Source organism: Clostridium sp. (assembly GCF_047718555.1).
In the GTDB taxonomy this organism is placed as follows: domain Bacteria; phylum Bacillota; class Clostridia; order Clostridiales; family Clostridiaceae; genus Clostridium_I.
Genome location: NZ_JBDNRK010000008.1, coordinates 83455 through 99126, shown reverse-complemented (window position 1 = coordinate 99126; position 15672 = coordinate 83455). Strand labels below are relative to the sequence as shown.

14 protein-coding genes are annotated in these 15672 nt (G+C 28.6%); 6 read left to right on the top strand and 8 right to left on the bottom strand.

What is annotated here, in order from left to right:
* The first annotated feature begins 175 nt into the window (after positions 1–175).
* The 3 genes from ABF633_RS05390 to ABF633_RS05380 all read left to right on the top strand — a co-directional run bounded on the left by ABF633_RS05390 (position 176) and on the right by ABF633_RS05380 (position 2972).
* A complete protein-coding gene (locus ABF633_RS05390) occupies positions 176–883 on the top strand; it encodes a Mu transposase C-terminal domain-containing protein (RefSeq protein WP_415522621.1) in 708 nt (235 codons plus the stop codon).
* A 16-nt stretch (positions 884–899) separates the two neighbouring features.
* Positions 900–2180 carry an ATP-binding protein gene (locus tag ABF633_RS05385; RefSeq protein ID WP_415522620.1) on the top strand — a complete coding sequence of 427 codons (1281 nt, stop codon included), beginning with the start codon at positions 900–902 and terminating at the stop codon, positions 2178–2180.
* 399 nt (positions 2181–2579) lie between these two features.
* Complete coding sequence (locus ABF633_RS05380; protein ID WP_415522619.1) at positions 2580–2972, top strand: DUF6483 family protein; 393 nt, start codon at positions 2580–2582, stop codon at positions 2970–2972.
* A 115-nt stretch (positions 2973–3087) separates the two neighbouring features.
* Here the strand turns inward: ABF633_RS05380 and ABF633_RS05375 are convergent, their stop codons facing one another.
* The 3 genes from ABF633_RS05375 to ABF633_RS05365 form a co-directional block, all read right to left on the bottom strand.
* Positions 3088–4281, bottom strand: a complete 1194-nt coding sequence (locus tag ABF633_RS05375) for an MFS transporter (RefSeq protein WP_415522618.1) — start codon at positions 4279–4281, stop codon at positions 3088–3090.
* 75 nt (positions 4282–4356) lie between these two features.
* Positions 4357–5148 carry a carboxymuconolactone decarboxylase family protein gene (locus ABF633_RS05370; RefSeq protein ID WP_415522617.1) on the bottom strand — a complete coding sequence of 264 codons (792 nt, stop codon included), beginning with the start codon at positions 5146–5148 and terminating at the stop codon, positions 4357–4359.
* The gene (locus ABF633_RS05365) at positions 5138–5515 is read right to left on the bottom strand and encodes a MerR family transcriptional regulator (RefSeq protein ID WP_415522616.1); all 378 of its coding nucleotides are present in this window, start codon (positions 5513–5515) and stop codon (positions 5138–5140) included. The genes ABF633_RS05370 and ABF633_RS05365 overlap by 11 nt, the downstream gene beginning before the upstream one ends.
* A 1329-nt stretch (positions 5516–6844) precedes the next feature.
* Here ABF633_RS05365 and ABF633_RS05360 point away from each other — a divergent pair.
* Positions 6845–7933, top strand: a complete 1089-nt coding sequence (locus ABF633_RS05360) for a matrixin family metalloprotease (protein WP_415522615.1) — start codon at positions 6845–6847, stop codon at positions 7931–7933.
* Positions 7934–7987: 54 nt separating this feature from the next.
* Here the strand turns inward: ABF633_RS05360 and ABF633_RS05355 are convergent, their stop codons facing one another.
* Both ABF633_RS05355 and ABF633_RS05350 read right to left on the bottom strand, forming a co-directional pair.
* Positions 7988–8353, bottom strand: coding sequence for a hypothetical protein (locus ABF633_RS05355; protein ID WP_415522614.1), 366 nt, complete (start codon positions 8351–8353; stop codon positions 7988–7990).
* 434 nt (positions 8354–8787) lie between these two features.
* On the bottom strand, positions 8788–9399 hold the full coding sequence (locus tag ABF633_RS05350; protein ID WP_415522613.1) for a tyrosine-type recombinase/integrase: 612 nt from the start codon (positions 9397–9399) through the stop codon (positions 8788–8790).
* A gap of 233 nt (positions 9400–9632) precedes the next feature.
* Between ABF633_RS05350 and ABF633_RS05345 the strand changes: the two genes are divergently transcribed.
* Positions 9633–12632 carry a Tn3 family transposase gene (locus tag ABF633_RS05345; protein WP_415522612.1) on the top strand — a complete coding sequence of 1000 codons (3000 nt, stop codon included), beginning with the start codon at positions 9633–9635 and terminating at the stop codon, positions 12630–12632.
* A 195-nt stretch (positions 12633–12827) separates the two neighbouring features.
* Here ABF633_RS05345 and ABF633_RS05340 read toward each other — a convergent pair whose 3' ends face one another.
* Together ABF633_RS05340 and ABF633_RS05335 are read right to left on the bottom strand one after the other, a co-directional pair.
* Positions 12828–13304, bottom strand: a complete 477-nt coding sequence (locus tag ABF633_RS05340) for a GNAT family N-acetyltransferase (protein ID WP_415522611.1) — start codon at positions 13302–13304, stop codon at positions 12828–12830.
* Positions 13305–13422: 118 nt separating this feature from the next.
* Positions 13423–13983, bottom strand: coding sequence for a nitroreductase family protein (locus ABF633_RS05335; protein ID WP_415522610.1), 561 nt, complete (start codon positions 13981–13983; stop codon positions 13423–13425).
* Between the two features lie 678 nt (positions 13984–14661).
* On the opposite strand from ABF633_RS05335, the gene ABF633_RS05330 reads away from it, so the two are divergent.
* The gene (locus ABF633_RS05330) at positions 14662–15198 is read left to right on the top strand and encodes a superoxide dismutase family protein (protein ID WP_415522609.1); all 537 of its coding nucleotides are present in this window, start codon (positions 14662–14664) and stop codon (positions 15196–15198) included.
* Between the two features lie 45 nt (positions 15199–15243).
* Here the strand turns inward: ABF633_RS05330 and ABF633_RS05325 are convergent, their stop codons facing one another.
* Entirely contained in the window at positions 15244–15612 is a 369-nt protein-coding gene (locus ABF633_RS05325) for an amino acid permease (protein WP_415522608.1), read from the bottom strand.
* Positions 15613–15672 lie beyond the last annotated feature (60 nt).

The following is a 15672-nucleotide window of genomic DNA, read 5'->3' as shown; positions in this document are numbered from 1 at the left end:
AGAAATACAACTTTGACCTTTACTAATACAACTTTCAACTTTACTGATACAGCTTTGACCTTTGCCCATACATCTTTCAGCTTTACTAGAAATTGAATATTTATTTATTAATGTTCAAATAAAAAAATATGAAATCACTATTTATAATTTAAAAAATAAATAGTGATTTTTTTCAATGAAGCTTCTGTTTACAAGCAGTGTACCTAAAGAAAAAATGATGCTTACCTTAATGCCTAAAGCTAAAGCAGCTGTTCAAAGAGGTGGAATTAATTTTAAAGGATTATACTATACATCTGAAACTGGAATACGTGAAAATTGGTTTTTAAGGATTTCAAATGTTCCAAAACAAGTAGATATAGCTTATGATCCAAGAAACCTAAACAAGATTTATATTTATGATAAAAAGACAATGCAATTTGAAACCTGTACTATGCTCGAAAAAAGTCTTAAAGATTGCAAAGATATATCCCTTGATGAACTAATAAAAATAAGAAGTACAGAGTCAAGATTAAAAAAATTAAATAATACAGAGAATATCTCAGTGCAAATAAATTCTCATCATCAGATGAAAGATATTATTGATAATGCTGTAAACCAATCAAAAATGGTGGAAAATTCATCAAAAAACAAATTGAAAAATATACCTGTAAATAAAAAGATTGAAAAAACAATTATAAGAAAAGAAGAATACTTTGACCTTGATCCTCAAAAGCGAAGTAATGATGCACCTATTGTAAACTTAGACAAATATAAAAGTAAAGCATCAAATAATTCTAATATTTCAAAAAATGATGATGAAATGACCTATGAAGAGCATGTGCAAAAGCATAATGATGAAATGAATGTTTTACTACAAAATATTATATTTGGAAGACCAGAATAAATAAGACTGAAAGCAGATGAAAACCATGGATAAATATAAACGTAGAATGAATGCTGTATATACCACCCCTTCTTTACCAGATTATGAGGGAAACCCTTTTATTGAAGCTCTACCTCCCCTTCTTGAGCCAACTGAACTATATAGAAAGTTATATTCACCTATTAAATATAGCGATGAAGAAAGAGAATTATCAAAAAGTCAAAGAATACAACTTCTAAGTAGGTTAAAGCAATTTTTTATACCTAACAATGAACATGTTGAACTATATAATAAAATTTACACGGCTCTTACAGATGGTTATAAAGATAAAAACCCATTCAGCCCTGAGAATGTAAGAAGAAAATGTAATATAAGACGAAAATACTTTAATCGTGATGTTGATATTAGTAAATTTTATATAGATGAGGATATTGATGACAATATATATACTACTTCCAGTGGCTTATGTATATTTGGTATTAGCGGCAGCGGAAAGACTGTCTCCACTAATAAAATACTAAATCTCTTTCCGCAATTTGTAAAACATACTGAATATAACGGTCACTCATTAATAGAAAAGCAAATATCTTATATTAAACTAGAATGCCCTACAGATGGAACAATAAAATCTCTATGCAATGCCTTTTTCAATAAACTTGATGAAATTATAGATAATGCTCAATATTTTAAAAATTTTGGTGGAGAAAGACGCGGAACTATGGTTCAGAATATGCCTAATGCTGCTATAAATGAAAACATTGGACTTATTGTGATAGATGAAATCCAGCATCTTGTAAAAACCCAGTCCAAAACCAAAGAATTGCTAGATTTCCTTGTTGAAATAATAAATACAATTCAAGTTCCCATTCTTGTAATTGGAACAAATAAAGCATATCAAGTTCTTCAAGATAATATTAGAGAACCTAGAAGGATAGGTGGTAATGGATTTATACTTTGGGATAGAATAACTGATAAAAACGAATGGCAAACCTTTATGACAGCCCTATGGCAATATCAATGGACTAAAGAAAAAGTACCTTTATCGGATAAACTGATTGATTTATTCTATGAACACTCTCAAGGTATTATGGACTTTGCAATTAAACTTTTTACATTTACTCAAGCCAATGCAATTTATAATGGTCACGAAAAAATAGATGAGCATACAATTAATGAAACTACAAAAAAAGACCTTGCTCTTACTAAAAAAATGAGAGAAGCAATCAGAAGTGGTGATATTGAATTAATGGCTCAATATGAGGATATTTTGATACCTAATGAGGCAGAGAGATTATATATATTGAGTATGATTTTCTAAACATTGTTCTGGATTTAAGAGTGGCGTTATTCTTGAATTTTTACTATAGCACTCTTTACATATCACGTTATTCACCTACTTTATATACTTTTTTTCTTCGCATTTACCTACAAATCAATACTAATTATTTATAAAAAAATCATACCATATTATGGACAAAAAAGTAAATTGCAATATATTCTTTAGTATCATAACATTACAGTTATGTGGCTACTATCTTTAAAATAGAAAAACAATATATACACCAATTTGAAAACTTCATTCAAGATGATATAATATACAGTATATTACTTATATTTAATTTTTATATGTTATTTATAAAAATACATGCTATTACAACTAATTATAATTTCTTATACCAATGTTTTATATTTCTAGATAATGGGGAGTGATTTGTATATGAATGAAAGTGATTATATAATGAAATTAATAAAATCAAGTACACAACTATTGGTTACCATTTTTTCAGGGAAAAATGCTATGGATAGTTTGGTTAATGAACAAAATGGTAATGTAACAATTTCGGAAAATGATTTATTATCAATTATGCTCAATAATTATATAAATGCTGGGAAAATTAATGAAGCTGAAAATATGATATTTGAACATATCGAAATATGTAAATCACCCTTCAATCTACAAATAGCTTTATCATTTTATAAAAAACTAAATTTATGGAGTGATGATAAACTTGCTAAATGTAACTTTTCAAGAAATGAAATAGTAGAAGGCTTAAGAGATGTAAAAAAATATATGAATAAAATTAGTTTAGTAAAAGTTAAGTGTTTGTAATAATCATAAAAAAGGCAATGATGCCTTTTTAGTTATTGAATAAAATATATCGATACTATAAAGTAGTTATATTTTGATTTTTTTATCCAGATAAAAAGTTATTAGATTTATGTTTTTATTGAGTAAATCCATGCTTTTTTGACATATATGATACAATTAGTGCGAAAATTAACAATATAAACAGTACCTTTGTAAATGAAGCAGCACCAACATTTTTAAGAAGTATTCCTCCTGCCAAACTGCCACCTGCTATAGCTAAGTTCCATACAGTGGTGCTTATTGACATAGCTATATCCACGCCTTCATCTACAACGGTCTCAGCAAGTGCTGTACTTAACAATGTTGATGAACCACCAAATGTTAATCCCCAAATAGCAGTACATATATATATAACCATAAAATTATTACTAGCCATGCCAAATACAATTGAATCCAATGCAAAAACAGCTATACTAATTAAAACTAACATACGTAACCAACGATCAATCAATAAACCTACGAGCCATATACTTACAAAGGCTGAAATACCAAAAATAAGTAATGCCAAATCAATATGATTGCTCATACCCAATGATGTAAGAAATGGGACTATATATGTATAAATAATATTATGAGCCAGTATCCAAGTCATAATAACAAACAGTATAGGGCGTACTCCTGTAGTAGTAAATATACTTAAGACAGATATGGAAGATTTAGTGGCCTGTCCTGGGTAATCAGGTACTTTTAAAATTACCCATACTATCAATGTAAGATTAAGCATTGCCATGAATCCAAATATATAGCGCCATCCAATAATATTGCCTAAAAAGGTTCCCAGAGGTACACCAAAAGTTAAGGCAATTGGTATACCTATCATTGCTATAGCTAGACCTCGTCCTTTAAGCTGATCTGAGACCATGCGTCGAGCATATCCAGGAATCATTCCCCATGAAACACCAGCAGATACTCCTGCAAGGAAGCGTGCAATTAGTGTCAATATATAATTAGATGATAATGCTGTGATACTGTTAAAAATAAGGAAACCACAAATAGATATAAGAAGAAGTGGGCGACGTCTCCACCTTTGAGTGACAACAACTAATGGAATAGCGGCTACTAATGAGCCAATAGCATATAAGGTAACCAACTGACCTGCAAGAGTTTCTGATACTTTGAGCCCTTTGCTTATCTGTGGTAACAAACCTGCTGGAAGTGTTTCTGTCATAATGGCTGTAAATCCTGTCATAGCCAGGGCAAGTAATCCTGGCATTGGAAGATAATTAGAATGATTAGAGTTAATTCTATTAGATTTTATATTATTTTTCATTTTGCAGCTCCCTTTATATTATGTCTATCTTCAAATTTATTACTAAAATAATAATTTAACTGTATTTAAATAAAATTATTCGTTTCTTTCTTTTAAAACTTCTTTTAAAATATTTGTTCCATTTATAGCTTTTGGGAAACCTGAATAAACAGTAGTTAAAAGCATAATTTCTTTAATTTCATCAGCTGTTAATCCTATATTAAGTCCTGCATTAATATGAAATTTTAATTGTGGCTGAGCAGTACCTAAAGCCGCTAAAGCTGAAATTGTAGAAATTTCCCTATATTTTTTATTTAAATTATTTCTTGCTGTAATATCTGCTTGACCACATACTATAAATTTAACTAAGTCCGGTGAAAAATCATTATAAGTTTCTTCAAGAAAATTTACCTGCTTACTGTCTAATTCAGAAAGTTCTTTTACACCAACTTCATATCTTTCCATAGGCGAAATTTTATTTGTTGGTTCATCGCCTATACAATCTTTTATTCCTTGCTTTTCACGTTCCTTTAACACATTCTTTAACGCGTTCATTGCATTTATACATGCTGGAAAACCAGAGTATGCAGACATTTGAAGTATTATTTCTTTAATTTCATTAATTGTACAACCAACATTTAATGCTCCATTTATGTGAACCTTTAATTGGGGCTCAGCATTTCCCATTGCTGTTAATGCCGCAGCTACAGCCATTTCTTTTGATTTTAGATCCAATATATTTCTTGAGTATATATCACCCCAAACGTACTCAATCATATACTTAACTAAGTCTGGAAATATATCATTCAAACTATTTTCTACATCTTTACCAGCACTCCCATCTACCTCACGCAATTTTATATATCCTCGTTTTAATCTATCTTCCATTAATCTTTTCCTCCATTTCAGTATAAATCTTAATTTTTTTTGCAACATAATCTCGTGATTTTAATAACTCTTTAATTTTATCTTCAATTAATGCTAAATGTTCTTTCATAATATTTTTTCTTTCTGTAATAGTTGAATCTCCCATCTTTCTTAATTGAGCGTATTCTTTCATTTTCTCTATAGTCATTCCAGTTTCTCTAAGTCTATTTATAACTTGAAGCCATTTTATATCTTCTTCACTATAAATTCTTTTTCCAGATGAGTTTCTTTTTATACTTGTGATTAATCCTATACTTTCATAGTACCTGAGAGTATGTGTTTTTAATTTTATTAATTTTGACACTTCGCTTATTTCAAATTCTGCCATAGCAATACCTCCCTTATTTAAAAACATACCACTTAAAGTATACTTTAAGTCAAGTTATAATTTAAAATTTAATTAAGGAATATGAAAATAAATAGTAAGTCAAAGATGCGACGGATATTTTGAAATCTACAAGGAAACAGGTTCTGAGGATAGTGAGCTATCTGAGGGTTCTGTTGACGCAGTAGGATTTAAAATAGCCTAGCATACTGACTAGTTATTTATTTGAATGTGCCTAATACTAATGTTTAGATCTGATTCAGGGTATTGCTTTAAAACGGTGTTATTAATACTACTATGAAAGATTCAGTTATAAAAAATGATATGAACTTATCAAAAATAAAAACTTAAATTATGAGACCTTGGCCTATGACTAATTTACTTGATCTGCTTAAGAAAGCAGATTTAAAACTATAAATAAACTCCAGATTAACAACCACAAAAAATCAAACCACCAATTAGTTATATATTATATATAAACTAATTGGTGGTTAAGCAACACCTAATTCATTTAAATTTTCTGATATTATTTGAATATTCATCACCTTTTTTTGATTTTTATATGCTTCTCGCATTATAAAATCTATTATTTTTATTGAACACATTTGATTTAATAATTAACATCTGTTAAATTATATTTATACAACTTGTGAACTACTCCGACATATAGAAGTAAGAGATTTCTACTTCCAAGCGTTCGTACTCTAAGACTCTTTATAGGCTTGAAATCCCCTTGCCCCGAGGATACTGTACTATAATCATCTGTACATAAGCCTTGAATTAAATATAATTTTTAAGATAAATTTCACTAAATCTTGTGTTCCAATATAGCTTAGCCTCTAGTATATCTAGTAAGCTAATTATATTTCATTTCCATATTCTCAATCTTTTAAACTGTACTAACATTATTATATAGTCATACTTTAAATCAAATACTTAATATTTGTATTCTGTATTTTCTATATCCTAACGCTTTTAAAAATTTTTTTACTTACTCTTTTTATGAATTAGGGGTACGGCAACGATTCGTGCAAAAAAGACCTCCTAGAATATTACAATAGTAATTAATACTAAAGAGTAATACCAGCAGTTCTATAACCAGGGGATAAGTAGGAATAAAAAAAGGCAGTACTGCCTTTTTTAGTTGATGAACAATATAAGAAAAGTGGGAATAAATTGGGATAATGGGAACATATCTGCAACCAGGGGCAATCATATTTCCCTATTTAAAAAAATATTTATATATAACAAATTTCTACAAATTATACATAAAATATAGTGTATTCTATCTATAGAATGATTTGTTTAAAAATTACAGAGGGAGATGTTATTATGATGTTAAAAAAGAAAATTACTAATTTAGTATCAGCTTCAATGTTAATCTTCATTTTGTTATTTACTTCAACAGTATATGTATATGCTGACACTCCACTTATTGGAGGAAAATGGCCAACTGGTTTAATTGGCTATTCAAACGACGGAACTAATTCCTATTATCAAAATGTTTGGAGTACTGCGGCGTCAAACTGGAACAACTCAACGCATGTTGCACTAGGAACGTCATCGAGTACAGCATTTCATTGTAGTAATACATATAATTCTGGTGTTGGCTGGGATGGTATTACGTATTATTCTATAGATTCCTCAGGATATTTTACAGCAGTAAACGCTTATGTAAATACTTATTATACTGGTCAAGATAGATATACTGACTATATAGTTAATGGTATATCTACTCATGAAATGGGACATTCCATTGGACTAGGACATAATAGTTCAACATCTTCTGTAATGTATCCTTATACCTTTTACAGTGATGGATCTTTAGCTCGTACATACAATACTCCTCAGTCTCCTGATATAAATACTATAAATAGTATTTATGGTCCAATAATAGCGGGTAGTAGTACAAGCAGCTCATTAGGTGAAGCAAATATGGTTATCAAAGAAAAGGGAAATCCTAAGTATGATAAGTTTATAGTAGCTGATCCTACCTGGGCTATAAAATATGTTACTACTAATGACATGGCCAAAGCTGCAGATTTAGTTGTAGAGGGACAAGTTATTAAAGAACATGGAACTAAATTTGCAACTAAGGGAGATTATAAAAATTATCATTTAGATTCTGATTTGAAAATAGATAAAGTATTAAAAGGTGATTCCGCTATAACTAATAACCAAATTACAGTAAGTCAATTAGGTGGACAAGATGACGAAGTACAGATACTTTCAAAAGATGTAACTCCTCTTAAAAAAAATAATAAAGTTATTCTTTTCTTAAAAAAAGGTCCTGCAAATAGCTATTACTTAATTAATGAGGATGAAAGTATTTTCCTGAAAGATGAGACATCAGGAAATTATAAAAATTTAAATTCAGACATATCAAAAGAAAATTTGTTAAAGAAAATTAGTGTAAAATAATTGTTATAAATAGTAAAGGAACATTCTTTATTAGTAAAGATGTTCCTTTACTATTTATTTAATTAATTGTGCATTAGATGCTTTAACAAATTTATTTTTCTCAATTTCAACTGCAATTGCATCTTTTGTGTTAATATTAGGAATCTTGTATAATCCAGTTCCAACTTTAAAGTAATTTGAAAAATTATTTGGATCAAAATCTTTTTCATTAGTTGAGTAATGTTTAACTTCTCCTAGTTTACTATCGACTTTTTCAATTTGTTCAGATGTAACAACATAATTTATTTTATTTAGAGTAATCATTTTTTCATAAGCCCAGCTATCTGTACTTACGCTATTCTTGGTGGAATGTAGTTTTTCACATCCGTTACCTAATATAAGTATTATTAAAAGTATTGATATTTGTAAAAACTTTTTCAAGATAAATCACCCTTTCCATCTAGGTATCTTATATTAAATTTATCATTCTTTTTATTATTCTATACAAATTTAATAGTGAAAAGAATGATATCGGATATAAGACCGGTATCTGTGATATTAAGTGCAAAGTAATTTCAATAAATCTGATGATGATTTTACATTTGAAATTTTTAATTTATGGCTATTAAAAATCTATTATATATATATAATTACATATAATATAATTTTAGGAAATAGTTTTTTACAAAAATAATTAATTTATATATAGGGGTAATACCAGCAGCTGTAACCAGGGGCAAAGTAGGAATAAAAAAAGCCGCACTACCTTTTGAGCTAGTACGTCTAATCCTACAATTGCGATGTAAGTATATAGATAATAATATCATTTTTACCATGATTTAAAATAAATTCTTATATATTAATGTGTATATAAACTATCCTAAATTAGATTGTAAATAAACTTCTTTCTTCTGATCCTCGGTAATTCCTATATACCTTAAAGTTTGAGATTTTGAGGAGTGATTGAATATATCCATAAGCAATTCTAAAGATGTACCATTTTGATATGCATGATACCCAAAGGTCTTTCGCAAAGTATGTGTTCCAATTTCTCCTGATATTATGATATTAGTATTTTCATCTCTTTCAATAAGACCTATGGATTCAGCTGCGTTATTTAATATTCTGTATGCCTGCTGCCTAGTTATATGTGAATTAGCACCTTTGCGACTTCTAAATACATAACAATTTAGGTCTGATTCAGGATATGCCTTTAGATAAGTCTGTATCAATTTAACAACTATATCCCCAATATAAAATTTTTTAGTTTTACCGGTTTTCTTTTCAGTAATTGTTACATAATTTTTTACATTTTTCATATTAGGTTTTAATAAATCTGAAAGCTTCAATGTTAATATATCACTGATTCTCAATCCAACATTTATACCAAGTATAAAAAGTAATTCATTTCTAGTTGATTGACTCTTTAAAATAGCTCTCATATTTTTAATTGTTTTAATATCTCTTATTGGTTCTACTGAGTTCATTTTTATTTCTCCTTGAATCATATTGTATAAATTACATTAAAGATAATGTTACACATTAATATTATATTTTATAATTATGTAACATTCAATAACACTATATTTATATAATCTCTTTTAATCCCCATTGTTGAGCCATTCTGAATGTTACAAAACTCTGTTGTGTAACATTCAAAAATAATATATATTTAAGATAATGATACTAAAAATACAAAAGATTAAAAGGAGGTATTTTTTTGCCAGACATATCAGAAACAGCATATCCAAGACTAAAAAGTAATATTACTCAAAAAGATTTGAATAAAATATTTTCTCCAATGCTCCAAGAAATAAATTTTGTTGATTCAATAACTCAAAGTGATACCTCAAAACTTTGGGTTACTGTAATGTTAAAAGTTTTTGGCCGACTAGGTTATTTTCCATTTATATCACAAATTCCTGCAGTGATTGTAAATCATATATCCTCTGTTTTAGATGTAGGTGTAAATCAAGAAGAACTTTTAAAATATGATAATACAAATAGTAGAAAAAGACACATGAACAATATTCGAAGATACCTAAATATTAATCGCTTTGATGAAACAGGGAAAGCGTTAGTTATTAACACAATTACAGAAGTTGCCAAAGTAAAAGATGATGTGTGTGACTTAATAAATATATCGGTTGAAGAACTAGTTCGTCATAACTTTGAACTTCCTGCTTTTAATACATTAGTACGGCTAGTAAATAATATTAAGGTAAAAATCTATAATGACTATTATAATGAAATTTATAACCTTATAGGTGAAAACGAACGTAATAATCTAGATAAATTATTTGAGGTTGATTTTGAAAAAAATTTTACAGAATGGAATTATATTAAAGTAGAACCAGGAAAGCCAACTGTCAACAATATAAAGGAAATGATAAATCGTATTGAATGGTTATCTAAAAAAAATGTGTGTGCTTTAGCTTTAAAGAAAATTCCAGATATTAAGATACAGCAATTTGCAAATGAAGCAAGGACGTTAGATTCAGCCAGATTAAAATCTATGGAATCAAAAAAGAGGTATGCACTTGTAGTTTCATTACTATTTGTGCAATCAAATACAGTTGTAGATGACTTAGTAGAAATGTTTATTAAAAAAATGATGAATATTAATAGAAAAGCTAAACAAGAACTTGAAAAATCCCAACTTGAAAGTATAAAAAAGTCAGACGAATTAATATCTAAACTCAAAGATATTGTTATAGCTTATAAGACGAATGAAAATCCTAACCAACGATTAGCTGCTATTGACACAATAATAGGTGATGATGCTGAAAATGTTTTAAATAATTGTGAAGCACATCTAGCAACATTATCAAATAATAACTTTCCTTTTATGTGGAAATTTTATAAATCTCATAGGCTAGCTTTTATTAATATACTCAAAACCGTAAAAATTTATTCGACTACTCAAAATACATCCTTAGAGAAATCAATTAATTTTATTGTAAATAATAAAATAGCAAATAGAGATTTTATAGATATAATTAAAATTGCAAATAAAGGGAAGGAAAATGAACAACGGATAGAGCTTTTAGATATTACATGGATACCTGATTCATGGTGGAAGTTTGTTACCGGACAAAATAAAAAATCATCCTGTACAGAAAAAATTAATAGAAGACATTTTGAATTATGTTTATTTTCTCAAATTATGATTGACTTAAAGTCTGGAGATTTGTATGTGGAGGGAAGTAATAATTTCTCTGATTATCGTAATCAGTTAATTAGCTGGGAAGAATATAATAATTCTATTGACTTATATAGTGAACAAGTTGGACTTCCTTTAAAAAGTGATGAATTTATAAAATATACAAAAAATTGGTTACAATCTGAAATTAATAAAACAGATAAATCCTTTCCAACGAATCAATACCTAGAAATTAAAAATGGAGAGCCAATTTTACATAAATTAAAGAAGAAAAAAGAACCTAGTAAATTAAAATTTTTAGAAACATATATTGCTGATCACCTAGTCTCTAAAAATATATTAGATATGCTTGCTGACACAGAATATTGGTTGAATTGGACTAGATTTTTTAGACCTGCTTCAGGATATGAAGGGAAAATAGAAAATCCTATTGAAAGGTATTTGACCACAACCTTTTGCTATGGATGCAACCTAGGACCAACTCAAACAGCAAGTTCTCTTGACAACTTAAATCGAAAGCAAGTAGCGTGGATTAATCAAAGACATATTGATGAAGATAAACTAAATTCAGCTATTAAATTAGTTGTAAATTCATATAATTGGTTTACGCTTCCTAAGTATTGGGGATCTGGCAATAGAGTCGCTGCTGATGGCACAAAGTGGGATATATATGAAGAAAATCTTTTATCTGAGTACCATATACGCTATGGTGGTTATGGTGGAATTGGATATTATCATGTTTCAGATACATACATAGCATTATTTAGTCATTTTATTCCATGTGGTGTATGGGAAGCAGTATATATACTTGATGGTCTTTTAAAAAATGAATCAGATATTAGACCTGACACTATTCACGCTGATACCCAAGGCCAAAATTCTCCTGTATTTGCATTTTCGTATCTTCTTGGGATTAATCTTATGCCCCGTATTAGAAATTGGAAGGATTTAAAATTTTACCGTCCAGATTCGACTAAAGTTTATAAACATATAAACGATTTATTTTCTGATACTATAGATTGGGAGCTTATAAAAACATTTTTACCCGATATGTTGAGAGTTATTCTTTCAATAAAAGCCGGTAAAATTACTGCATCTGCAATTTTGCGTAGACTTAGTAATTATAGTAGAAAGAATAAATTGTATCTTGCATTTCGAGAGTTAGGAAGAGTTATACGTACTGGTTTTTTAATGCAATGTCTTCGTGATGAAGATTTAAGATCAACAATTCAATCAACAACAAATAAAAGCGAAGCATTTAACGGATTTGCAAAATGGATTTCTTTTGGTGGAAATGAAATAAAAGAAAATAATAGACTTGAGCAGCGTAAAATCATTAAATATAATCATCTCATAGCAAATTGTTTAATATTTTACAACGTCTATTCAATCAGCTTAATTTTAAATGAATATGTAGATGAAGGTTATGAACTTACAGAGAGTATGCTATCATCCTTAAGTCCATATATTACGCAACATATAAATAGGTTTGGAAAATATGAATTAGATATAGATAGAAAGCCAGAAGAAATAAATTATAATGTCCTTCATATATAGCTCAATAACTAAAAGTAAGGCTAGAATTATAAACTTCCTTATAATTGTCTTACTTTTAGTTGTAATATTCTAGGAGGTCTTTTTTACACGAATCGTTGCCATACCCCAATTAGGGTTGCTAGAAGAAGTCTTTTTATATCTTCTTCATGCTTTTATTGTAATGTAAACGTTTGTATTTGTCAACTCTTTTTATATTTATTTAGCAAAATATTTTTCATAGAATACTAATGTCATATTGCTATTTATAATTTGCATTTTTCCAGTTTTTTCATAACCCAATTTCTCATATAAATAACAATTTCCTTTTTCCTGTAGTATAGTACTTAATTCCCACTTTATTGCATCATAATATATCTGTTCAATAATTTGAAAAACTTTTTGTGCAATCCCTTTTTCTTGGTACTCTGGTAAGATAAAAATAGGGCTTACACGATAGACTTTATCATCTTTTTTTATTATTCTAATCCCACCAACAACAATGCCATCACTTTTGACAATATAGTAATCTGTAGATGGCTGATTGATTCTACCAAACACTTTTTCTATTGGTTCATTTGCAGGATTTATTTCAAAATCTTTATATCTTTCCAATAATGGCATGAATGCTTTAATTTGCATGTGATGAATAGTCTTTGCATCTTTTAATTTGGCTTTGATTAAAGATATATCCATAAAAAACTTCCTCCGAACATAATTCAAATGATCCTTGATTCACACCGGAATATTATCTTAAATTAAGTGTAATAATCATTACTTAATTTAAGATAATAGAAAATTGTAAAATAAAAAATTATTTTATTATAGTTATTTTATTCTCTTTCCTCGCAGGAGATTTAGGAGCTTCAGAAGCAGCATATCCTATAGCAATAGAGTTTATTGGATTATATCCTTCTGGTATTTTAAGTTCTTTTTTTAGCTCTATATTTTCACCATTTCCAAATATAAATGGCATACTACCTATCCAACAAGTAGCTAGTCCAAGAGATTTTGCTGCAATTAGCATATTTTCAGTAGCTGCACAAGTATCAGCTTGAGGATTAGATGCATTCATATTACCAGATATAATTATAGCTGTAGGAGCATTATAAAATGCTTTATATTTATCATTGTTTGCCATACTTCTTAACTGGACAATATGTGATTTAGCTAAAGCAGCTTTTGCAACTTGAGTAAATTTTTGAAGTACTTTACTATTTTGTATAACAGTAAAGTGCCAAGACTGCTCATTTAAGGCACTTGGTGCATACAATCCAGCTTCTAAAACAGCTTGTAATTCTTGATCTTTAATTTGTTCATTCTTAAAAACTCTTACACTTCTTCTTTCCTTTATAATTTTAAGTGTTTCATTCATATAATTATTCCTCCAAATGAATATATTTAATGCACAATATCTTACAAATACGTCATATCTACTCCTAATAAAATAAATCAAGCATGTAAAGTACCCTGATAAAATTCTTAACTATTAATCTTCTCATTATAGACATTATGTAATTTAAATCTATGAATAAATAATTCAACAAATATCTATAATTATCCTTCAAAATTTGTTGAAAAAAGTAAAAAGCCCCGATATATTACTCTCTAAGCATATTAACTATTATTTAATTCATTTAGGGCTGTTCCAACATTATCCTAAATGTACATAAAGAAATGCAATCAAATGTTAAATAAAAGGATTTTATAGTGCGCATATTAGCTATCCAAGATTTTATATTTCATAATATAAATTAATTATGCATATTTATTCAATATATTAATGTTTCAGTACACATCATAATTGTATGTAAAAAAATCACCTATACTCTCAGTACAGGTGGAGTTGTATTTTTAACATTTATTAGGTTACTAAATTTCAACGTTTATAAAGAATTTCAGTATACAACTTAATTGTAGTTATACAACTAATAATTTGATTAATTTTATAATAAATTAAAATTTCAAGTATATAATTTAAGTATTTGTAGATAAGCAAAAATTTATGACTATACATATAATATACGGTAAACTTTTTATCGGAGGAATATATATGTATAGTAACTACAATGAATACTACTATGACAATATTTATTACAATAACTTTACAAGGGCTTCAGTACCCACCTATGCTATTGCCTATGTCAAGGGTGGTACTAAATATCCTGACATAACCGGTACGGTGATTTTTAAGGATGTTCCTGCTGGCTGTGAAGTATATGTTAATATAAAGAACTTACCACCTTATAAACCAGCAGAAGGCAATAACCCTCAAATAGGTCCCTTTGGTTTTCATATACATCAGAATAGCTGTGGAAATCCAGGGACTACAGATAATCCTTTTCCACAAACTGGTGAGCATTGGAATCCAACCAATCAGCCACATGGAAACCATGCTGGAGACTTTCCTGTATTATTTTCCAACAATAATTCTATAACTAAAATGAGCTTTTTTACAAGTAAATTTAAAGTTAGAGATATTATTAATAGATCTGTAGTTATTCATGAAAGTCCAGATGATTATAGAACTCAACCCTCTGGTAATTCCGGCAAAAAAATTGCCTGTGGAACTATAACAGCAAGATTCTAATAAATAACAAAACGAGAGCTAATTTTGCAAGCTCTCGTTTTATTATTATTTATCTTTATCTTTATTTTTCACCCTATTAGGTTTAGCTTTAGGCCTTATGACTACATCGTCTTTTTTATTATATTTTGATGATGATGACCTTCTTCCAAATCCCAAAAGATCGAAAAAAGTAAACAATGCTATAACAAACAACCCCATACAAATATAGTATTGCCAGCTTGTTTCACCGAATTTATTTCCTGCATATCCGTTTAGTGCTCCTAACAATACAGTAATTACCACCACTACCCATTTTGCCCATTTTACTGTTCTTAGCTTATCAAATACAAATACTTTGAGCATATTGTAAGCTGTCAGTAATATGACGATTAATATGATAACCGGAATCATTATGTTCCAAGAAAAACCTTTCATTTCCATACCTCCCTGTAAACTTTTAATATGTAGACTTATTCCTAGGTTTGTTAAGTCTTA